General features: G+C 44.2%; 15 protein-coding genes. 1 reads left to right on the top strand and 14 read right to left on the bottom strand.

What is annotated here, in order from left to right:
* Positions 1 to 128: 128 nt before the first annotated feature.
* The 14 genes from ACR1R9_RS10250 to ACR1R9_RS10185 all read right to left on the bottom strand — a co-directional run bounded on the left by ACR1R9_RS10250 (position 129) and on the right by ACR1R9_RS10185 (position 21560).
* A complete protein-coding gene (locus ACR1R9_RS10250; RefSeq protein ID WP_433921149.1) occupies positions 129 to 2168 on the bottom strand; it encodes a subtype B tannase in 2040 nt (679 codons plus the stop codon).
* 225 nt (positions 2169 to 2393) lie between these two features.
* On the bottom strand, positions 2394 to 3692 hold the full coding sequence (locus ACR1R9_RS10245) for a sensor histidine kinase (RefSeq protein WP_433956437.1): 1299 nt from the start codon (positions 3690 to 3692) through the stop codon (positions 2394 to 2396).
* Positions 3693 to 3829: 137 nt separating this feature from the next.
* Positions 3830 to 4531 (bottom strand): response regulator transcription factor, encoded by a 702-nt coding sequence (locus ACR1R9_RS10240; RefSeq protein ID WP_076291338.1) that lies wholly within the window; start codon positions 4529 to 4531, stop codon positions 3830 to 3832.
* A gap of 364 nt (positions 4532 to 4895) precedes the next feature.
* Complete coding sequence (locus ACR1R9_RS10235) at positions 4896 to 4988, bottom strand: hypothetical protein (RefSeq protein WP_257219627.1); 93 nt, start codon at positions 4986 to 4988, stop codon at positions 4896 to 4898.
* 679 nt (positions 4989 to 5667) lie between these two features.
* Entirely contained in the window at positions 5668 to 6975 is a 1308-nt protein-coding gene (locus ACR1R9_RS10230) for a 6-phospho-beta-glucosidase (protein ID WP_433921151.1), read from the bottom strand.
* On the bottom strand, positions 6960 to 7952 hold the full coding sequence (locus ACR1R9_RS10225) for an N-acetylglucosamine kinase (RefSeq protein ID WP_433921152.1): 993 nt from the start codon (positions 7950 to 7952) through the stop codon (positions 6960 to 6962). Before ACR1R9_RS10225 ends, ACR1R9_RS10230 begins: the two co-directional genes overlap by 16 nt.
* A 106-nt stretch (positions 7953 to 8058) precedes the next feature.
* Complete coding sequence (locus ACR1R9_RS10220) at positions 8059 to 9702, bottom strand: extracellular solute-binding protein (RefSeq protein WP_433921153.1); 1644 nt, start codon at positions 9700 to 9702, stop codon at positions 8059 to 8061.
* 72 nt (positions 9703 to 9774) lie between these two features.
* The gene (locus tag ACR1R9_RS10215) at positions 9775 to 10668 is read right to left on the bottom strand and encodes a carbohydrate ABC transporter permease (protein WP_433921154.1); all 894 of its coding nucleotides are present in this window, start codon (positions 10666 to 10668) and stop codon (positions 9775 to 9777) included.
* 22 nt (positions 10669 to 10690) lie between these two features.
* A complete protein-coding gene (locus ACR1R9_RS10210) occupies positions 10691 to 11644 on the bottom strand; it encodes an ABC transporter permease (protein ID WP_433921155.1) in 954 nt (317 codons plus the stop codon).
* Between the two features lie 133 nt (positions 11645 to 11777).
* Positions 11778 to 12656 (bottom strand): helix-turn-helix domain-containing protein, encoded by an 879-nt coding sequence (locus tag ACR1R9_RS10205; RefSeq protein ID WP_433921156.1) that lies wholly within the window; start codon positions 12654 to 12656, stop codon positions 11778 to 11780.
* 291 nt (positions 12657 to 12947) lie between these two features.
* Positions 12948 to 13718, bottom strand: a complete 771-nt coding sequence (gene bglS, locus ACR1R9_RS10200) for a beta-glucanase (protein ID WP_433921157.1) — start codon at positions 13716 to 13718, stop codon at positions 12948 to 12950.
* A gap of 384 nt (positions 13719 to 14102) precedes the next feature.
* A complete protein-coding gene (locus tag ACR1R9_RS10195) occupies positions 14103 to 14993 on the bottom strand; it encodes a GNAT family N-acetyltransferase (protein ID WP_433921158.1) in 891 nt (296 codons plus the stop codon).
* Between the two features lie 509 nt (positions 14994 to 15502).
* Positions 15503 to 16069, bottom strand: a complete 567-nt coding sequence (locus ACR1R9_RS10190) for a class I SAM-dependent methyltransferase (protein WP_099858854.1) — start codon at positions 16067 to 16069, stop codon at positions 15503 to 15505.
* 460 nt (positions 16070 to 16529) lie between these two features.
* Positions 16530 to 21560 (bottom strand): hypothetical protein, encoded by a 5031-nt coding sequence (locus tag ACR1R9_RS10185; RefSeq protein WP_433921159.1) that lies wholly within the window; start codon positions 21558 to 21560, stop codon positions 16530 to 16532.
* Between ACR1R9_RS10185 and ACR1R9_RS10180 the strand changes: the two genes are divergently transcribed.
* On the top strand, positions 21559 to 21807 hold the full coding sequence (locus ACR1R9_RS10180; RefSeq protein ID WP_143764811.1) for a hypothetical protein: 249 nt from the start codon (positions 21559 to 21561) through the stop codon (positions 21805 to 21807). The two genes, ACR1R9_RS10185 and ACR1R9_RS10180, sit on opposite strands and share 2 nt — an antisense overlap.
* Positions 21808 to 21833: the final 26 nt, after the last annotated feature.

The following is a 21833-nucleotide window of genomic DNA, read 5'->3' as shown; positions in this document are numbered from 1 at the left end:
AATGGTATGATTTTCAAATGTTAGGTTTTTGACCTCGTAGCAATCCGGATAAAAGTAAACATTTCAGAAAAAAGGAAGCCCTCAATTACTTGGGCTTCCTTTTTTCATTCATTTCAAATATATCAATGTTAGTTTTCCAAAGTGTTAATTGTCACGGTATTTGTAGTGCTATCAATCACCAAATCCAAGTTCAATAGGTTAGCTGCTTCACTTAGCTTCACATAGTTATTACCCTGAACCATGTATGCTGTCAATTGAACTTGTTGGCCATCCAAGTAAATCGTGGATGCTTTTGACGTGACTTGTTCAGAAGCCAAAGAGGTTGTTCCGGCAAGTTCCCCGCCATTTGGCGTATAAGATTTGCCTGAAACCAGGTTTACCGTTTTTTTAGTCGGCTCCCAAGTGATTTCAAACTGCTTGTCTGACCCAGCAACAGCCATCGCCAAGTCTCTTAGCTTCAGATAAACACTTCCATCATGCTCATAAGTTGAAGCAGCTACATCCTCATTGTTGACTTTAACGGTGATATTGTCAGATGTCTTTGATTGATCATCATCAGACTCACTCGAGGACTTTGCAACAATCTGGTCAGCCCATGCAAACAGCTCCTCCAAGTCATAATCACCGCTATGCGTGACATCCCAAGGCATCGCGAAGTCCACATTGTATCCTTTGTTTTGCAGTGTCGTTGCGAGAATTGTCGAAACCGCAAGAGAAGTATCGCTATCTTTGGTACCGAAACGAATCCGCCAGTATGTTGAAGTATCCGCTCCTTCGGTATCGATATAATTAAGGGGATTCATTATTTTGATAAGTTCTGAATCCGCCATTGTACCCCCTGCTGTATCATTCTCCATGCCGTATTCTGTGAAGTGCTGATTATCAATGGTATCCGTTCCAAATAACTGATTTTCTCCATTACCCAAATCTAATCCATCAAAGGCAGATGGTGACTTCATTCTTGTTAGATAGGTAATATACTGGTCGAAATCGATATCCGATACTGTGCCATTTTCAATGGTAATCCAAGTTTTGTCGGACAGATCAATACCCTCATCCAATGCTTTTTGAGCCGATGCAATGACATAGGATTTAACATATTCCTTAAAAGTACCATTGCCATCGGATCCTAGCGTCAATGCCGTTCCATCCGGTGCTGTTAGACCCAGGCTGTTTAAATATGACGGGAACATGGCGCTCAGATCGTCAGAAACTTTAATCTCATCTTCGGTCAATTTAGTGGGGGTACTGTTTCCTCCCATTCCTCCAGGCATCCCACCTTTAGGTAATCCACCCTCTGGGAGTTCAGGCGAGTCACCTTCCGAAAGTTCAGGCAGTCCGTCTTCTGATGTTTGGGGTCCACCCTGTCCTGCAGCAAGTCCAAATGTTCTTGGTGTAACTGTATTAATTCCGTTAAACTGCCACTCATAAGCCATATCTGCGTGCTCCAAGTCAGTAATTGGCGTGTATACGGCTGATGCATAAATATCATCACGCTCATCGGCCGCACCTAATTCTTCTAGATAAGGCTCATAATCCGCGTCATTGCCTGTTGCACCGAGCAATGCAGACATTGCACCTCCAGCACTGGTACCATCGGAAATAATCTTCTCGGCGTCTCCAGGCATAACTTCGTCGTTATAACGCAGATAGCGAACCGCAGCTTTTAGATCGACAATAGCGGCAGGCGCTTTTCCTGTATATGTGCCATCTTCATCTTGTGTTGTACGACCTCGTGCTCCGGGTTCGGCCACGACATAACCTTTGGAGAGTGCAACGATTGCATTTTCTCCCCCTCCCATTCCTTGTCCCGGGCTTCCAGGTGTACCAGGAAGGTAACCCGCAACAGTATTAGGGAAGTAAATAGGGGCCGTGTCCGCTGTGTAGTTGTTAATCGTTCCTCCTTCAAAGTATTCTTCTGGGACATAAATATTCATAATTTCATATTGGGTGTCAACCGGACGCTGCACGTATACGATCTTCTCATATGCACGGTATTTAATCGTTTGACCGTTATAAGTTAGGCTCTTCTCCGTGTAATTCGTTGTGTCAAAATCCAAGCTGTACAATTTGTTCTCTGTACTTGTTGCCGCACTGGCTACGCTAACTAGCGGCATACTCATCAGAGCAAGAGCAAGCAATGAAGCAACCCATTTTTTAGTTTTCATATACATTCTCCTTTTGAATTTGAGATGGTAGGTAACTTTCCTTTTCCTAATTTAGCAAAACAATGTGGCGAAAAAGTGGCGTGAGGGTGGCTAAATATCGAAGCTAGGAGTCAACTGAAATTTCATTGCAAAAAAATAGGGCGACTTTCCCCAGTCCGTTTCTGGGGAAGGCCGACCTAAACAAGCATTTACTTCATGTATTTGTTCAAAAGCTCAAACACCTATTCAACTTTTGATACTCCGATGCAAAGTGAAAATAAAGCGAGTACCTGTCCCTGTAGCCTCGACCGAAATGGATTCATTCAATTGGGTTAGAATTTCCTTAGCCAGAGATAATCCTAATCCTGTTCCTGGTCCTGCATGGGATTTATCTGACTTATAGAAACGTTCGAAGACGTAAGGAAGATCCTCCATATCGATTCCCATCCCTGTATCTGTCACAGAGAGATAGATACAAGTATCATCCCAGTTTGCATCGATAGTGACCTTGCCTTCAGGCTCAGTGAACTTAAAAGCATTATCCAAAAGAATCGTGAATACCTGCTCGATTCGATCTTCATGTCCGAAAAAATCTGGCATATGATAAGCGTTTTCCGTTATCGTGAAGCGAATATCCATGTCTTCAGCCAAAACGGTAAATCGGGTACTTAATCGTTCCATAAGTTGGGCTGGACTAGTGTTCACTTTTTGGATGGCCGAAGATCCTGACTGCAACCTGGACAGTTCGAGCATATCATTGATAAGACGTTGAAGACTTAATGATTCATGAAGGATAGAGTGATAGAATCGCTGCTTGCCCTCTTCGTCAACCAACATATTATCGCATAACGTTTCACTCATCGCCCGAATAGAAGCGAGCGGCGTTCGTAACTCATGCGTCACATTCGCCACATAATCACGGCGTACCTGTTCCAGTTTAAGGGAAGCCTGATGATTCTGCTCTAATTGGGAGGTAAGGATATTCAAAGATCGGGCGAGGTCTCCCAGTTCACCATAACCTGTTTCCTGAACCCGGACGCCATACTCTCCTCTAGCCATAGCTTCGGAGGATGAGGTCATATCTAGAATCGGATTAATCATGGAACGGATAACTCGATAAATAATATAGAGCGTCAGGATTAGTGCCAAACTAGCTGTGAGTATAATCGTAAAATAAAATCCGGTTTGTGCACTCGAATAGTCCGAGACCAATTTGATTAGAAAGAGTCCGCCAATCAAATGGCCTTCACTACGGATGGGTTGACCGATGAGAATCGAGTCACCTCCAAAGACTTCAAGGTTTGTGATAATTGCGACTTGACCACCTGAAAGAATTTTACTGACATACGGTTTGATTGCCTGCTGTATATCCTCCTCAGTGAAAGGGAGATTTAGTTTCCTTTCTTTTCTGGACAAGGAGGACTGATCAGTAAAAGCATCCATTTCTTTTGAATGCAAATCATAAGCCTTAATAATAAAACCTAATTCAGACAAACGAGTAGATGAATAGCCATTAGTTCCGATATCATCTGCAATTATTTCCATCTGTGGCTGAAGTTCCGATAGCTTGTTTTCGATAAAATAGGATTCCAAGAATGCCCTTCCAATGAGTAATGCAATCAAGAATACGGATATAAGAATGAAAGCGATTGAAACAAACATTCTTTTTAGTAAAGAAGGCTTCATGAGTGCACCTCAAATTTATATCCGATTCCATAAATTGATTTCAGAGTCCACCCGTTATTGTTTTCAGGAAGCTTTTTTCTAAGGCGTTTGACATGTGTATCGACAGCGCGAGTATCTCCAAGATAGTCGTATCCCCACACTTTGGATAAGATATGTTCCCTACTTAGTACCTTTCCAGCATTTGTAGCAAGTAAATACAAAATTTCAATTTCTTTTGGTGTTGCTGGTATTAGCTGACCATCGACAGACAATTCGTATCCGTTCAGATCAATTCGGAGCTGTTCATATTCAAAAATGTTGTTTTGTTTAGAGAGTACGGTTAACTCAGGTAATACTCTCCGTAAAACCGTTTTTATTCGAACTACTACCTCTCTTGGTGAGAAAGGCTTCACAATATAATCATCTGCACCAATTTCGAGTCCAATAATCCGATCCAACTCATCTCCTCTTGCAGAAAGCATAATAATTGGCACAGAACTTTCCTTTCTAATTTCTTTACATACATCGGTTCCGAATATCTCAGGCATCATAATATCCAATAAGATTAGATCCGGCTGATTGTTCCGAGCGTATATCAGTGCCTCTTTTCCATTATAGGCTGAGGTGAATGACATTCCTTCTGAAGTCAAATAACTGCCAATCGTTTCGTGTACTGTTGAATTGTCATCACAAATAAGTATGTGAATAGGCTTTCTCATTCTGTTTCCTCCATTATGGGACTAACATCTCAAATGCATAACTCTACTTATCATGTTAGTTTGATATCTGCAAAGTCAAGTGATACATTTCGAATTAGAAAATGAACGGGAGAACTTGCATTATGTAATTATGTGTAAATCCAACTTTTTTAAAGACAATTCATTGATACGTGCAAAGTCTGGGTAATTCACCTCTTCTACTGGTGGATAATGTTCCTTCCAAAGGAAAAGGCATACTTCGTGATTAATGAACCATCTCACCTCTGTTCCGATTCAGAACCGTATCTTAGTAAAGGATATATATCCAATTTATACTACTGGATGCGGTATATAAAGTTCTTCTAAATTGTAATTTCTTCAGGCGTTATTTAACCGATAACGTTGAAACCGCATCTTGGAAATGGCTAATTTTGTTCGAACCGATTATTGGTGCTGTGACCTCATCCTTTTGAACCAACCATGCAAGAGCAATTTGTGAACGCGTAATTTTTCTGTTAGCAGCAACTTATGCTACTCTTTCAGGAAGGTTTATTGAAGATTTTTCATCTGATATCCGGTAGCACAACCCATCTGTGATTTCATCCCGTGTGAACGCAACCCACCAAGGGAAATCAGTAATTTTAGCAGAAGTGCTCGGAAATTTATCAAAGAGCACCTCTGCAGATCAAACCTATACATTAAAAACGTTCAATAATAAAAACCGACCTTTTCTCGTGAAAACAGATGCGAAGGGAGAATTGTGGATCATCCTTGGATTAGTCGGGAATATGCACGTATGTATGGACAACCACCAATGCTGGATGTTCAAAACTTAGCGTGTCAAGCTTGTCTTTCTGAAAAGAAAGTACCTCTTTAAGAAAGATTATGCTGTAGCTTATGACAGGTTAGTCTAACTACAAATTAAATCTGAATAGATACTGTTATTGGGAAACATAAGAGGGATAGAAATCATCTGATTTCTATCCCTCTTATGTTTATTAAACGAATTTAAAGGCAAATTCATGCTTTCTGTTGCAATATCAATACATTGATAATTAAGGAGATTTATGAACATCTTGACATCTTAATAAGTTAAAGCTGACCTAGGGTTAAGTCATATTCTTGTTCATTAATATTCTTTACATTACTTACTTCCCTTACCTCCCATGGAAGAACTGCGGCAAATAATTACGATTCTGCTCCAGCATTTCATTCAGCATCGCTTCTGCGATACACACCGAATCGGTCAACGGATGTGAACTAAGAGCGAGCAGTGCTTTCTCCCTACTTCCCGAAACCGCCGCTTCGATGGCCAGACTCTCATAGGTCTTCACCGCTTGAATCAGGCCGACTGCGGCATCCGGTATTTGTGTAATCGGTACCGGAACAGCGCCTTTCTTCGTCACAACGCAGTTCACTTCGATACTGGAATCCTCCGGCAAAAAGTCCAGAGTGTCGCCGTTCATGACGTTTAGCGTTAGAACCTCTCCGCTATCCGTATGAATCGCCTTCATCAGATTAACAGCCGCCTCGGAATAATAGGCACCTCCACGTTGCTCCAGCTGCTTCGGTTTCTCCACTAGCTCTGGACGCTTGTAAATCTCAAATAGTTCATCCTCAAGGCGCTTGACCATCTCAGCCCTCGTCTCCCCTATGGCTGCGGCAGCCTGCTGCTCCGCCAACATCTCACGGTGAAGGTAATAATATTTCAGATAATAGGACGGAATAGCGCCAATCGCCCGAATCAGCGTCGCGTTCCAAGCAAGCTGCGGCACGTTACTGGCCGAGTAGCTCCCCCCTGCGTCCAACAACTCCTCCAGCTTGGACTCTCCATCAATCTCGATCCGACTGATCCAGTGCAGATGATTTAACCCGACAAACTCGCAAAAGATGCGTTCCTCAGGCACCTGATAAAGTGCAGACAGCCACTTGTAGGCGGCGATTGGGGAATTGCATAAACCGATGGAACGTATGCTGGAATGCTTCATGATGGCTTCCGTTACCATTCCGGACGGATTCGTGAAATTAAGTAGCCAGGCGTCAGGACATAACATCTCCATATCCTTGCATATTTCCAAGAGTACAGGTATGGTACGCAGAGCCTTCATCATTCCCCCGGCTCCGGTCGTCTCCTGCCCAAGCATTCCATATTTCAACGGGATCGTTTCGTCCCATGCTCTGGCCTCCAACAACCCTACTCGCATCTGTGTAGATACATAATGGGCATCCCGCAGTCCTTCCTTGCGATCCAAAGTTAAAGTAATACTAATCGGCAGTCCGCTTCGTTCAACCATTCGCTTCGCCAGCCCGCCAACAACGGTGAGTTTGTGAAGACCTTCCGGAATATCCACCAGTACGATATCCTTAACCGGAAAACTATCATAATGACGGATGAAACCTTCAATCAGCTCAGGGGTATAGGAAGAGCCTCCCCCAATAACAGCGACCTTTAATCCAGTGCCCATTTCACATTTCTCTCCTTTACGGCAAGTGCTTGGTGCAATTGGTCATACACAGTGGAATCTGGTTTCACCCCGTTCTCATCCATTGCGAGCAGGATGGCACCCGCTACTGGCTCAAGGGCCAAGATTCGCAATCGGCACTTCGGTGCTGCTGTAGTAACCTGAGACTCGATATACCGAACCACATAATCTCCTTCTCCACGAGTTAGCACGCTGCCAGCCAATACAACATCAAAAGAATCATTGCCCATGCCAAGTTTATGAATAACCGCACTGGCGACTTTCCCCAGCTCCAAACCTTGCTTCTCCAATATTTTTCTTGCGACTTCATCCCCAGGCGCAGCCTGAAACAGCAGTTTCGCCAAAGTATGTGGTGCCCTTCTTCCATCGTCCAAAAAACGGTGGTACATCTCTTCCACGGTTTCGAAGGTAAGCGCCTTCAATGTAAGCGACGTCAATGTAGTTGGCTGCTCCCTACCTTCCCATGAACGAATGACTGTCCGAAACACCTCGACGGCCAGTTCACCGCCTCCGCCAAAATCGCCGAATTCATAACCGAAGCCTCCGATCTGAACCTCCTCGCCTGCAACGTTAACACCATATCCATTCGTCCCGCTTCCGCATATAAGGACGACCCCATCCGTCTGCCTTGTACCGGCTCTCATGGCAATGACAGTATCGCATACGATACGATATTTCTTTAAACCCATTGCGCCTATTATTGGCCGTAATATGCGGAAATCCGCCTCACGATCGGCTCCCGCAAGCCCGAATGTAGCGTAAGTGATATTCTCTTTGCCAAGCCCCGCCTGTGCATAAGCCTCATCAACGGCCTGAGTTATATTTTTCTCTGCAAAGGCAGCACCAAGCTGATGATTGCCGCAGCCGCTGATTCCCCTGCCTAATATTCGTCCCGTTTCGTCCGCCACGACGGCCAATGTCTTGCTTCCTCCACCGTCTACTCCCAAGTAATAATTCAAGTGTGATCTCTCCTATATCGCCCGGCTAATGAAGCCGCCAGCCAAGACTTTCGGGCGAAAGCTTCGCGCAAAAATCTTAACGAAAGGACTGCTCCAGCCATGACTTTTATTTCGCTGCTGCCATTTTCGCCTTATTCTCCTGCCATCTCGCTGTTTTGTACTTCAACAACTTGTCATAACCAGATTTTTGCGCATCCGCCTCAGCCTTATCCAGAAGCGAAAGCACTTCCTGATCCGAAGTTGTGGAGCTTATCGCTTTAGCTCTAACTTGCTCATAGATCTCAAACACGCGCTGTGCAATAATGCCTTCTTCCGAATCGCTTGCAGGATCCAGATTGGCGAACTCCGTTGTGTTCATCTGCGTCTTCCACGTAATCTCCGATTGCCAGTACGTTTCAAAATTCCGCTTCTCTGGCGGAAGGGTAGACTCGAATTTCATCTTAGAATTATCCACATAGACCGTGTTTCCGTTCCATTGAAAGTTGACCGTTGCGTTCATCAACTCATCACGACCTTTAGCATCGCTTGTGAATTTGTCGGTGAACAGCGGCATATCCTCCTCGTCCGTTCCATCCCAATATAATCCTTCTGGCCCCCACATGATCGTACGTTGGCCATCAGGACCTGTGAACCAATCCAGGAAGGCGAAGATGGCCTCTGGATCTTTGGCCGATTTCGTAATGACGCTGACATTCCAGCCTAGCTGTTTATAATCACCCGGGAAAATCTTGTTGCGATCCAACTCCGCTTTGTGTACAGGCCATACCATGATGTAACCAGCATCCGGGTCTTGCGCTTTAAGCAGATTGTTGCCCTTGGAGCCAAACTCGGTGGGACTGGACGCCACATAAATGGCTACTTTGCCGTTTATAACCTTCTGCTCGACCTGCTCCAGCTTCTGTGTGAAGGCATCCTGAGTGACAAGTTTTTCACGGTACAGACGGCTCATATACTGCAGCAGCTCACGATAGACAGGATCCGTGAACAGCGATACGAGTTGATCCCTTTGTGGAACGGCGATCATACTGTTGAATGTATGTGGGCGATTTTCTGCAAACGCAGATACCATGATGTCCACTCCTGCAGCAGTTTGACCAACCTCCAGCGGAACGACATCTGGATACTTTGACTTCACTTGCTTCAAATAGACGTACAGATCCTCTGGTGTTTCAAGGCTCGGCGAGCCGAGTTCCTCATAAATCTTCTTATTGACAAGATATCCTGCGTTGCCGTTTGGCTGCGTCGTATACCAGTTAGGGAACTGATATAGCTTACCGTCAGGTGAGCGAAGCAATTCGAGTGTAGACTCCCCAGCCCACTTTTTCAGATTGGGGTATTTATTCAGATAATCATCGAACGGGACCAACATCCCCTCAGAACGGAGCTTTTCGACATCCGCTCCACGATCCATCCATATAACATCCGGCAGTTCACCGGCGACGATCATGGTACTGAGCTTGTTCTTGGCGACGCCACCGGAGCTGATCGGCACGACGTCGATCTTTTTATTCTCTTTGATCCACTTCGTCGCAGCATCTTTACCCCAATCCGGCATTGTGTACCAGTCATAATGGCCGTAAAATGAGAACTCCAGCGGTTTCTCTCCCAGTACAAAGGTATCCCCTGAGACTGGGGAATTCTTCTCTTGGCTTGCAGTATTACCTCCTGAACCCGAACATCCCATTAAAGCCATGACAATGATAAGTGTGACTGACAAGCCAGAGAGAAGGTTCTTTTCCCCTTTTTTCATTATGAGTGCTCCCTTCGCGATTCATCTATGGTCAAAGCGGACGCTTAAAGCCTTGGCCGGGATTTGCTTGAATTACTCCTTCAAAGAACCGATTAATACACCCTTCACAAAATATTTCTGTACGAATGGATAGACGCAGAGGATCGGAATGGTTGCCACCATCATCGTCGACATGGACAACGATTTGGTAGTTACGGTTTTTATCGCGCTCATCCGGCCCTGTGCAGCAGCATCCATGTTCTGCATCTGTTCCATCATGATATTGGCATTAAGTATCTGCTGAAGCTTAGTTTGAATGGGTAGAAGATCCGTGTTGGATATGTAGATACTTGGCGCAAACCAATCATTCCAGTGATACACTGCCGTAAACAGCGACAGCGTAGCAATGACCGGTCCCGATAAAGGAAGTACGATTCGGATGAATACCCCCCAGTTAGAGGAACCGTCGATACGAGCGGACTCCTCAAGCCCGGGCGGGATACCCTTAAAGAACGTCCGGAATATAATCATATTCCACACGCTGATAATGCCTGGTATGACCATAACCCAAAAAGAGTTCATCAGACCTAGCTCCCGAATGAGCAAGTAGTTGGGTATAAGTCCGCCGCTGAAGTACATCGTTATGATACAAGTTACCATATAAAAGTTGCGACCCATCAATTCACGTTTAGAAATGCCATAAGCTAATATGGCTGTTGCCACAATGGAGAGCAGTGTACCCACCAACGTTCGGAGCACCGAGATGATGAAACCGTCAATCAGTCGCTCATCCTTAAACACCACATGATAATTTTCAAGCGTGAATTCACGCGGCCAGAATGTAATGCCGCCCTGCATCGTATCTGTCCCGGAGTTAAATGAAATGGCGGCAGCGTTCCAGAACGGATATAACGCAATAAATGTAAACAAAGCCAATGAGACGTAAATTATGCCAACAAACCATCGATCCCCATTCGACAGCCTCATGTGTATCTCTCCCCCTTCTCTCCTACCAAAGGCTGTTCCCCGATCGACGAGCCCAATAGTTGGCTCCGGACAATAACACAACGCTGATGATGGCCTTAAACAGCCCTGCCGCCGTTGCGTAGGAGTATCGGCTGTTCTGAATGCCAATACGATATACATAGGTGTCTAGCACGTCGCTGACATCTCGCAAAACCGGATTGCCTCCCAGCAGCAATATGTCCTCAAATCCTGCATTTAGGAAATTACCGATAGCCAGAATAGAGAACACAACGATAATTGGCATAATGGACGGAATAGTGATGGAAAAAATCTGCTTCAGACGGTTCGCACCATCAATCGAAGCCGCTTCATACAGCTGGGGATTGATGCCCGCAATTGCCGCCAGATACACGATGGAGGAGAAACCAATCTCCTTCCACACATTCGTTACGGTCAAAATACTCCAAAAGTACTTTGGCTCCGACAGAAAGTTAATCGGCTCATCGATAAGACTCAGCTTCTGCAGCAGTATGTTTAGGCTGCCGTTGTCCGTAGACAAGATGGAGATCACAAAGCCCGATACGATGACCCACGACAAAAAGTGAGGCAAATAGCTGATCGTTTGAACAATTCTTTTGAAAGAATGTTTCCCTACTTCATTGAGCATCACCGCGAGCAGGATGGGGGCCGGAAATCCGATGCACAGTTTAAGCATGCCAATGACGAGAGTATTCCGCATAATGGTCCAAAACTCCGGCGTCCCGAAAAACGCGTCAAAATGTTTGAAGCCTACCCATGGACTGTTCAGAAACCCTTTGAATAAACTGTAGTCCTGAAACGCCATCAGCACTCCGTACATGGGAATGTAGCTGAAGATCAGGATAAACATCATGGCCGGAAGCACCATAAGTTGAATATCCCATTGCTTCAGAAAGCGGTGCAGGTGACTTTTCTTAGCAAGCGGCTTCGTTTTGCTGCTGATTTCCACTTGCGGCATTGGCATCCCCCTTTTTTAATTTAGTGTTAGATTTATTGACATAATCATGAGATGCTTGCCACTTCATTGTATCTCCTGACCCAGTTCATTTCTCTGCTAATACCAGTAAAATATAGCACTATATTACTGTTTTCTAAGGATTTTGCTTTTGTGAAGTCTTCGGCGTCATGCCGATGTGCTTTTTAAACAGTCGATTAAAGTTGGTCAACGTGCGGAATCCACATTCCAGGGCAATATCCATTATTTTCATATGACCTCCCTCCAGCATCATGACCGCTTGCTCCAGTCGAATATGGATCAAGTACAGCATCGGAGGCATGCCGACCGCACGTTTGAATATTTCGCTGAACCTTGAAGGACTGAGATAGACAAGAGAGGCCAGCTCCTCCAGCGTCCATGGATGGGCGAAGTTTTGTTCCATAACTATAATCACCTGACGTATTTTCTCATACTGCCTCTCACTGATAAGGTGTTGACTACCGCAAATCCCCTCTATTCGACACTCCCGATTTACTATAGTCAGAAACTGGAGTATAAGCGAATATACAACGGTAGTGTAGGAACGCTGCTCCCTCTCATGCTCCAATTGGAGTTCAAGAAGAAGTGACCGCAGCCTGTCCATGGCCGGATGATCACGGTGGATTAGATTCGTGTAATGTTTGTCTATGTCGCGGAACGGGCTGAATAGCTCCGGATCGAATCGGAGATTATGAATAAACCAGGTCGAATCGAACGTAATGACAGTCATGACAAGATCCTTCGTTTCGTAAGCGCAGTGAAGATCATTCGAATTGATAAGCAACACATCTCCTTGCTGGAAATCAAATTTTTGACCGTTGATGATGTAGTAGCCCGTGCCGGATTTGATATAATTAATCTCAAGAACATTATGCCAATGAAGCTTTTGATAATGGACAGTCACACCAATCGTGTCGCCGATATAAACTGGATATTTCTTATTCATTTTTACCTTTTCCTTCTGAACCACTTCTTCCCTCAAAATAGATGGCATTCATAACTCCCCCCACAACGTATTTTATTGTAAGCGCTAACAAATACATATCTTGTAAAAAACTCTACCATCTATATTCCATTTTTGTAAATAAAAAAGCTATCCCAAGAGCCACTACTCCCGGGACAGCGTTTTAAAAGTTCACTACAGAGTAAACTCTTTAATGTCCTTCTGATAAACCTTATCACTTCTAACTCTCTGGACTTCAACTTCTGCTTGTATCGTACAGAGTTACATTAGGATTATTTCATCTTATTTGTAAATTCAGTTAAAAAATCCATCTGTGAAACGTCAGTTAGCCGATTTAAATTTGATCCAATCAAAATAGGCACGCACCGGCATACCTGGGTAATTGAATTTTCCTGTCCATATTTCAGCCGGTCCCGAGCCCGACCATAGATTAACCATAATATAGCCAGGACTGGTCGGAAGTGTTCCACGTGATCCATTCTCCGTGTGGACCAGTTTACCGTCTACATACCACTTAATGGATGATGGCGACCATTCGAACGCATAATTATGAAAATCGAGCGAGGCATCAAACCCCAGATTGATGATCGTGCTATGCTGGCCTACACCATTCGTAAAATAATTAGTTTCCATCTTCGTCGTGTCTTTGCCCAAAATTTCAATGTCGATTTCGTCATTGGATGTACCTGTTCCTTGCCCGGAATACGTGAAGAGGCTTGTGACGAGACCGACTCCTGAAGCCGCTTTTAAACGCGCTTCAACCCGGCCATAGCCATACTTTACATGGGTCGAATATTCAGCGGAAGCATAATTTTTCCCCGAGCAACTGGCGGGACACCCTGCATTGTCAAGTCGCAAAGCCATAATTCCATTCACGAATTCCTGGTTAACCGCCTTCCAGCCCACTCCGAAATCAGGACCATTAGCCCATCCATCTGAGGTATAGAACAAATTAGGATTCACTCCGTTTAAAGGTTCGTTAAAAGCAATGTCTGCCGCCGACGCTTGAATGGGTAACAGCATCGCGAATATCAGGCCACTTGCCATTAACACGGCCGACATTTTCTTTCTAAAATCCATTAACTTTTTCATGAACAACACCTCTTCCTTGGAATGTAATTAAGAAAACATAAGCACGACAAGTTAAGCATTTCTGTGATTCCGGAATGAATAATTCCACTCTGAATCATCTTCATACTACATGTAAAAATGTAGTAAATCTCAATCATTTCAATGATTAAACTGCACTATTTAACGGTTTTTCGCTATAGTGACGCTATTGCCAATCAACTGTCCTGTTGGTTAGTTAAACAAGAAGACAGCCGATCGTGATCGGCTGTCTTCTTGTTTTTTTGCTCTATCGTGTCCTGTTTGCTTAATGATGTGTGTTGCTTTATTTCTTGTATCATGTATTCAACGAATGCTAAAAAAATTTGTAAGTCAACATTACTATTATCTATCTGTTTCTCTTTTATCTTAGTTAAGATCCATATTTCGCATCATGAGCACTTGCTCAACATTCGTTGTGAAACCTAATTTTAGCAATAGATCGTTCAGAGGTTGATTGGATTTACGCAGGTTAGATGTCCCTCGTCTGCAAACATAGTCTAACGGGGCAAACAGTTCACTGAGAGCAAGCTTATAAATCTCCTCTGCATCTTCCCGCCCAGGAAGGACCTCACATTGATAAAGCGAAATGGTTACCAACTTACCCTCTTGATCAAATGTTCGCTTATACAATGCATAGCATAAAGGCTCGCCATCTTGTCTAATGATTATAGATTCACCCTCCTTCATGCTAGGCCATTGTGTCTGCCAAGCAGATAAACCTCGATAGAAGTCTAGCGCATATACATCACGGGGCAATCCTTTGGTGATAGAAAAGGAATGCGCAAAAGATCGCTTCAGTAATTGGGGATCTATTGTACCCGTATGTTGTAAAATCATTAATCGATCCGTAATTTCATACCCCACATACTGATATAACTTGATCGCACTCTCATTCTGGGTCAGCGCTTCAAGTATAGCAAGTTCCACGCCTTGTTCTCGGTACAACTCTAGATTTCTTAACATGAGCGTTCTGCCAATGCCCTGTCCTCTAAACGCAGTTGCAATACCTGTCCCACCGTTCCATGCCACTTTCTTTCCATCTACGTCACGAAATCCATTCATGACAAACCCTGCAGGTTCACCATCCACATAAATAGCAAGTGAATTCTCCAAGGAAAGTCCTTCGTTAACGATCCTGGTCATCAAAGCATCAATCGTCATGACCATCTGTATAAAATAGCCCTCGAATCCTAGATTCCAAATACGTACATTTTCCTCGATCGATAGCTCACTTAGTTTTCTAAACGTCACTGTCATAAGTACGAACCTCTCTTTTATCTTCGTTTAATGTGATCATTTTCGTATTTTCGCCCAACCTATATGCATTCTACTTTAAGCGCTCGACAATAAAAAGTAATGGAGCCCTGAAGGTCCCACTACTTCTATTCCAAACTTCAAATCAATTTGTTGTAGTTGGACAATAGTTGATGCATGACTATTTCGACCTGTCGTAAAACTTCAACATAGGAATCACTCAAATAACAAATTTATTATTGTAGGGAAAGTAGACTGCTCAAGTGGGGATTGTTGATCTTCATTTAAAGAATAAAAGACATTCGTAAAAATTTCCGCTTATGAGAGAAGAACCTATAATAACACCCATTATGATCAATTCGATAAGTTTTTCAGCTCTCTGTTATTTGTGAATACCGGCAAATTTCTTGTCTCGTCACTCGTCACAGAATAAGAACTTAATATTATGTAGCAAAAGGGCGGTTTGGCCGTCCTTTTGTACCTTATGGCAACTACAATTGAAGGAAGATTCACTAGTTACCCTGCTTCTTCTGTGCAACAATGATATATACGGGTTGATTAGCAACTTGTGTTGATGGATGAAGCGTATCAATAACTGAAAAACCTGCCTTAACGATTTCTTCCTCCATCTCCTTCGATGAAACCCTTGGAGCATTAGTCATTTCCGTCTTCTCTAATTCAACGCACAAAAAGATCCCTTTGTCTTTTAAAACTCTGTGGATTTCATCCAACACCAATGAAAGAGGTTGAACCTCGTGCAACGAGATTGAAGCAACAGCTTTTTCGAATCTTTCGCTCTCTAATGGCATCTCTTTAAAGTTTGCAGCGGTCATTTCAATATTGGTTATCCCTTTTTCCTTAGCTTTTACCTCTAGATACTGTAAAATATCATTATCGTAATCAAACGCAACTACCTTTTTCACATATTTAGCAAAAGAAAAGCTTATATAACCTGTACCGGCTCCAAGATCTAATAGTTCGTCCTCTTTATTAAGCTGTATAAACTTAAATAACTCCTCTGCTGGGAACCTCTCAATATTCTCCAAGTGCTCAATTTTTCTTTGTAGTTTTGGATTCATTTTTATACTCCTTGTATAATCGTATTTGTAAGAATATTTAGTTTTTTTCCAGCTGACGTCGGGATAGGTGTCAGTCCTGCCTGTGGGACTAAGGTGTCAACAAGTTCTGCTTAGGAGATTTTCTATAGGCTTTTTAGTTCATATATTATTCTAACCACCGAAATTATTTCTCCGAGCAAATTACAGATATTGATTATCTTTAATAACTATAATATATGAAATAAGATTTGTAAATAGCAATCTTAAATACAGCACCACCCAGTTGTTGTACACCAAAAGATCTCTTCAATAGTGAAGAGATCTTTTGGTATTCACATGTAACAAATATATTTAAATCGAGAAATTCAATGATTCGTCTGCTTACTACATACTAATACAAAATGAGGGTGGTGACTTTTCTTTGTCTGCGATATAAATCTATTGCTCCCACCCTTACATATGAAATCATGCAGCTTTAACGCTATTCTTCAGAAGTTGTCGGTTCACCTGGCGCCTCATTTGCAAGCAACTCCGCACCATCAGAGTGTCGTTCGAACATAACTGCGTCAACTCTCGTATAGATCATATCCGCAGGAAGCGTTGGCGGGTCTACCGTTGTAGGCGTAACCCTGGTTAACCGGACATACTCGCTACCGTCACCCGTAAAGTCGAACGTTCCTAGATTAACCCATCCCGATGAGCCGACCGTTGCATCGATATAGGTGACCTCGGTACCCGTCTTATGCTTCACTTCCACTTTGACATTATTATCATTTCCCGTCGTATGGACGAGCTTGTAGATCGAGACCGTATATTTCCCCTCTGGAAACTGGCCTTTCCACGTTGCGGATGATCCTTGAACTGTTGAGTAACGGGATTTAACCCCAATTTTGTATCCGGCTAAATTGCTTTGGCTCCAAGAACCTTCTGTCGTATATAACCCAGTTGTATTTGTACTGTCGACGATAACCGTTAGGTCCTTGATCGTGATGTTCAAAGGAGGTGTGGTTAAGGTCACTCCGTCAATCGTGACAGTAGCCCATACCTCTATGTGATCCGTGTTCCCATCGAGATTAAGAAGGGTCAACATGCCACTGCTATCCACTTCGGCCAGATCCGTACGATCAACGAAATACTGCACATTGGCCTGTGTTAGATCACCGATCAAACCGTTATCCAAATAGCCGGTTACGCTCAGCTGTGCGGTTTGAGTCATCTGCAACTCGTTCCGATCAGACAGGATTACAGCAGACTCCAATTGCGGTATCTGGTTCGCGTCCACCCACATGATCGCATCGGCAACGACCCTGGACTTGTTGGCCTTATTGGTTAGTTCCACGTACCCGCTATCGCCTGCAGCAAAAGGATAATCCCCTAGGTGCACCCAAGTACCATTCGCTGCTGTCTCATCAACAGTAACCGTCTCGGAGCCTCCGCTGTAATACACGGTAAATGAGGCATTCGTTGTCCAATTTTCACTTGCAGCGGTGATTTGCGGGATCTTGTAATACACACTGTAAGTGACACTTTCCGGCAGTTCAGGCCGCCATCTCATTTTGCTTGTCGCTGTGCCAGCCGTAGATTTGGCATACACATAGTTATCATAGTAATAGTTGTCAGCCGTGGTATCCCTTATCCAGACGCCTTCTGTCTCCGCCTCCGTATTATCCACTATGATAGATGAACTCTCCTGCCCATCGGGTTGGACTGGAGTTTCCGTAACCTGATCAGGCAGATAGAGTGTCCGCTTGCGGGTCTGTTTCCCCTCCGATTCCACATAATACGTGAAGGTTTCGGATAAATCATTCACCCGTATCGACCATTCACTTGGGTATATCGTATCTGGGACGGTCGTATACGTAGCCCCGCCATCCAAGGAATAATGGATTGTCGCTGGTTTTGTCGTTTTTGCCTGCACATAAGCATCGTAGACCGTTTCGTCGGGCTTAACCATCAGCATGCCTTTAACCGCATCAATTGGACTGTGGGTATCAAAGAAATAGCTTGCATCCGATGTATCAGCCGTTCTAACCTGATGCAGTGGTACGTCAATGTTAAGTCCTTCTACAATGATAGCGGTGATGCCCTTGCCTGAAACCGTGGCTTGAATAATTCCGCCACTCATAACTGCTTGCTCTGGTGTACCATTGTCGCGGATGATCGTTACGGTATAATCCTGTGTCGGGTTGAATCCAATGATTTGTTCATTCAATTCGATCGGAGTCTGAACTTCTTCTGACGATGCATTGCTTAGCCCGATGTAGAATTTATCACCGCTCTCACCCGTTATCCAATTCAATTGAGGATGGTTGGTCTTAATAATCCCCTTGGGCATCCAAAGCCAAACGTCGGAATTACCATAAAATTGACCAGGTTTATTCCCATAGAGGTGATATTTGAACCATAAAAAATTCGTTTCAAATACGGAAGGAAATGTAATACTTCCATTCGATTTTAATGATTGTTCGCTGATCAAATAATCCATCGTTTGCCCAAGCTGCCCCGGAATATGGTGGTAATAGATGGATGTAGCCCCGCTGGGGCCTTCCAGAGGAAAGTCCGGTTCAAGTTGACTAACGGCGAAACCCTTATAGTAATAACCTGGATAACTGGAATATCGACCAATAACCGCATTATGAGCAATATCCTGCAGCAGTTTATCCCCTGTATAGAGCGACAATCTCAGCATGAATGGAGCTTCCTGAGCATTCATCCGATAATAACCGGTTGTACTTCCTGCTTCAAACGTCAATCCGCTCGGTGAAACCAGCCAACTCGCAGCTTGAACGCCTCCAGCTATATCTTCTGGAAGCTTGAGCCTAGGATATTGAAATTTACCACTTTCCGGCCAATGGAACGACTCCGCGTAATTATACGTCTCTGGCTGCGGAATCGTAACGTTTCCTTCAGGAACTGGACGAGCAACGAACATGGTTGCATATCGTTTGGCTTCCTTATAAGCGGCATTCAAGTATTTGGGATCCTGAGTTTCCTCATAAAGCTCCAAGATCTCCATCCACAGCTTGCTATAATAATAAATGAACTCATTTTTACTCACATCCACGGATGCAGGCGTATCGATATATTGCAAGATATAACTATCGGCTGCATCCTTGGCAGCCTGCAAATACTGCGCCTCTCCTGTCATACGATACATCATCAGGGGTTGAATGACAGGCCCCCGGTCTTTCTGGTCAGGATCACGCATGAGGTACTCTTCCTGTGCCAGCGCCCCAATTCCTGCCGAAGTACCCATCATCTGATTGACAGCGGCTACGCTTGAAACATCGAACGGCAGAGTAGCCATTTTCCATAAGGAAGGCACACCGTATACTTTCTTCTGCGTCGGTGACCAACCGATACCATTTCGCGATACGCCATACTGGACGGACGGCAGTGCTCTCGTATCGTATAGCTGGTCATCCCCGGTCAAATAGTAAGCCCCCAAAAGAACTGCATTCGAGCTTGTTCGGACGCTATCCTCGTTTTCAATATCAATAAACCCCTTGGCACGGCTCCACCATCCGCTGGGTGACGGGACATAATTAACAGAGTCATCGCCTTGCGGCTCGATCTTAAGCAAATCGATCATATTGAACATCGCGTCAGTAAGCGACTGATCTGACACATTTTCGCGGTATGCTGAATAATCATATTCATTGCGAAGAATATCCGAGTAGGACTCATACAGATTGCTTTTTTGAGCGACTAGCCCCATATGAAATTGATATGTGCTTTCTGCGGTCATTTGCGAATAAGTCCCTAATTGAGGCGCATACAGGATTGGCTGCACGCTGCCTTCGTTGTTGACCAGGCTCATGCCAAGCCGTTGTTTCGTAACGCCTCCCGTCGGTTCAAATTCAACCGGAAGCTCTGACGAAGGTACAAATACACCATACGTCAATGGATTCCCCGAACCATCATTTTTCTCAACCAGGCTCATCGGAGCGCTCAGCTCTCTCAAGCTTGTTGATTCCACCGTACCTACCATTTTGGCATGAGCCCTGAATCCATTTAACACTTCATTGATGCCCGAGACTGCCTCTGTTGTGAAGGACTGATATCCAATCACATAATTGCCGTCGCGGCGAGGCGTAAAGGCGAAAGAAACATCTGGTTTATCCCCTGCCATGGACCAGTTCACTTCAAAATCGTAATCACTGCCATGCGTAGAATCGGTTAATACCGCCGTCTGGCCGTCGGGAAAATGGACCCCGTCGAATGTAATCCAGCGTTTGTTCATCGTATCGTAGTAATTGGTTCGGCTGCCGGCATTCCCATCCAATAAAACCCACTGCTCCTCAAGTCTTTCCGATACATTATTGATTGGCGTCCAGTTTCCCGTGTCCGTGTTCTTGTAGAACATGTCACGAACGATGGATTTACCTCCATCCCATTCGGCCTCATAGAAGGTCGCCTTATAGTTCGCATTTTCGATGCTGCCTTTTTCTGTGTAACTGAGATTCGCTAAGGTGCGGCTCCGCAGCGGGGGCAATGGTGGTGCTTGCTGCCGGATATTCCCTTCGAACTTGACTGCATCGGCCCTAGTAATAATTGTACCCGTCGTAGGTTGCGTTCGAGTCAGCCTGACAAATTCGCTATCATTACCACTAAACTCATACTCCCCCAGATCCACCCATCCAACCGATGGACCTGACGAAGGTCTTAGATCCATAAACTTGACATCCGTTATCCCGTTATGAACAATCTCAATCTTCACATTACTATCTGCTTTATCCGCCCAATCCAGCTTATAGAACGATATTCTCGCCGTCCCTGCTTCCAAGCGCGGATTCCATGTGATAGTTCTATTTACGGCATCCGTATATTTGGAACTGGAATTATTGTATCCCTTTACTCCTGAGCTCGTGGTCCAATAAGGAGCTGAGAACCCGTTATTGACGTTGCCCGAATCAACTGTGACGACATTATCAATCGTAAGGCTTCCATCATCAATGATAATCGTCTTATGTGGTTCTTTCTGCCTTATATTCCCTTCGAACTTGACCGCATCCGCGCGCGTAAGAATCGTGTTCGTGGTGCCGGTAGACCGGGTCAATTTAACGAATTCTTCACCAACTCCGGAAAAATAGTACTCTCCCAAATCAACCCAACCAACTGGAGCGCCAGATGAGGGTCTTAGATCCATAAAGACTACATCCGTCGTTCCATTATGAACAATTTCGATTTTCACATTGCTATCAGCCTTATCCGCCCAATCCAGCTTATAGAACGATATTTTCGCCGTTCCTGCTTCCAAGCGTGGATTCCATGTTATCGTTCTGCCTGCTGTACTCGTATATTGGGTGCTGGAAAGATCATACCCCTTCACCCCTGTGCTTGTGGTCCAATTTGGAGCCGAATATCCATTGTTCTCGTTACCCGCATCAGGTGTCACAACATCATTAATCTTAATGCTCCCGTCATCGATGATAATGGTCTGATAAGGTAAGGTCTCCGCATAAGCGGCCCTTATTCCGATCAGGCTGGAAGGAACTACTATCGTCAACATGAAAACGATGAAGAAAAAAAGCTTCCTTTTGACCATACAACTCACAGCCTCTCCTATTAATGATAACGCTTCCAAAAAAAAAGATTACCCTTGCTCAAATGATCGTAAAAAAGCAATTAACCTAGTCTTCTGGCTAATCCCGCTCTGTCGTTTCTATCTTAGCATGTCACATCACCGTGAAATTTCTTTCATTTTAAGAATTTCTTATAAGATTTTAAGTAAAAAAAGAAACCTACATCCTAATTGAGCGCTCATTGCAGTCAGATAGAATAT

The organism is Paenibacillus taichungensis (assembly GCF_050994985.1).
Classification (GTDB): Bacteria; Bacillota; Bacilli; order Paenibacillales; family Paenibacillaceae; genus Paenibacillus; species Paenibacillus taichungensis.
Note: the sequence above shows the minus strand (reverse complement) of the source record. Positions and strands in the feature narration are given on the sequence as shown.

Coding starts and splice junctions, on each gene's coding strand:
- ACR1R9_RS10220 (WP_433921153.1), bottom strand. CDS start 9,702: ATGAAAAAAGGGGAAAAGAACCTTCTCTCTGGCTTGTCAGTCACACTT.
- bglS (WP_433921157.1), bottom strand. CDS start 13,718: ATGAAAAAGTTAATGGATTTTAGAAAGAAAATGTCGGCCGTGTTAATG.
- ACR1R9_RS10230 (WP_433921151.1), bottom strand. CDS start 6,975: ATGGGCACTGGATTAAAGGTCGCTGTTATTGGGGGAGGCTCTTCCTAT.
- ACR1R9_RS10240 (WP_076291338.1), bottom strand. CDS start 4,531: ATGAGAAAGCCTATTCACATACTTATTTGTGATGACAATTCAACAGTA.
- ACR1R9_RS10180 (WP_143764811.1), top strand. CDS start 21,559: ATGAAAACGATGAAGAAAAAAAGCTTCCTTTTGACCATACAACTCACA.
- ACR1R9_RS10185 (WP_433921159.1), bottom strand. CDS start 21,560: ATGTTGACGATAGTAGTTCCTTCCAGCCTGATCGGAATAAGGGCCGCT.
- ACR1R9_RS10215 (WP_433921154.1), bottom strand. CDS start 10,668: ATGAGGCTGTCGAATGGGGATCGATGGTTTGTTGGCATAATTTACGTC.
- ACR1R9_RS10195 (WP_433921158.1), bottom strand. CDS start 14,993: ATGACAGTGACGTTTAGAAAACTAAGTGAGCTATCGATCGAGGAAAAT.
- ACR1R9_RS10210 (WP_433921155.1), bottom strand. CDS start 11,644: ATGCCGCAAGTGGAAATCAGCAGCAAAACGAAGCCGCTTGCTAAGAAA.
- ACR1R9_RS10190 (WP_099858854.1), bottom strand. CDS start 16,069: ATGAATCCAAAACTACAAAGAAAAATTGAGCACTTGGAGAATATTGAG.
- ACR1R9_RS10250 (WP_433921149.1), bottom strand. CDS start 2,168: ATGAAAACTAAAAAATGGGTTGCTTCATTGCTTGCTCTTGCTCTGATG.
- ACR1R9_RS10205 (WP_433921156.1), bottom strand. CDS start 12,656: ATGCCATCTATTTTGAGGGAAGAAGTGGTTCAGAAGGAAAAGGTAAAA.
- ACR1R9_RS10245 (WP_433956437.1), bottom strand. CDS start 3,692: ATGGAAATAATTGCAGATGATATCGGAACTAATGGCTATTCATCTACT.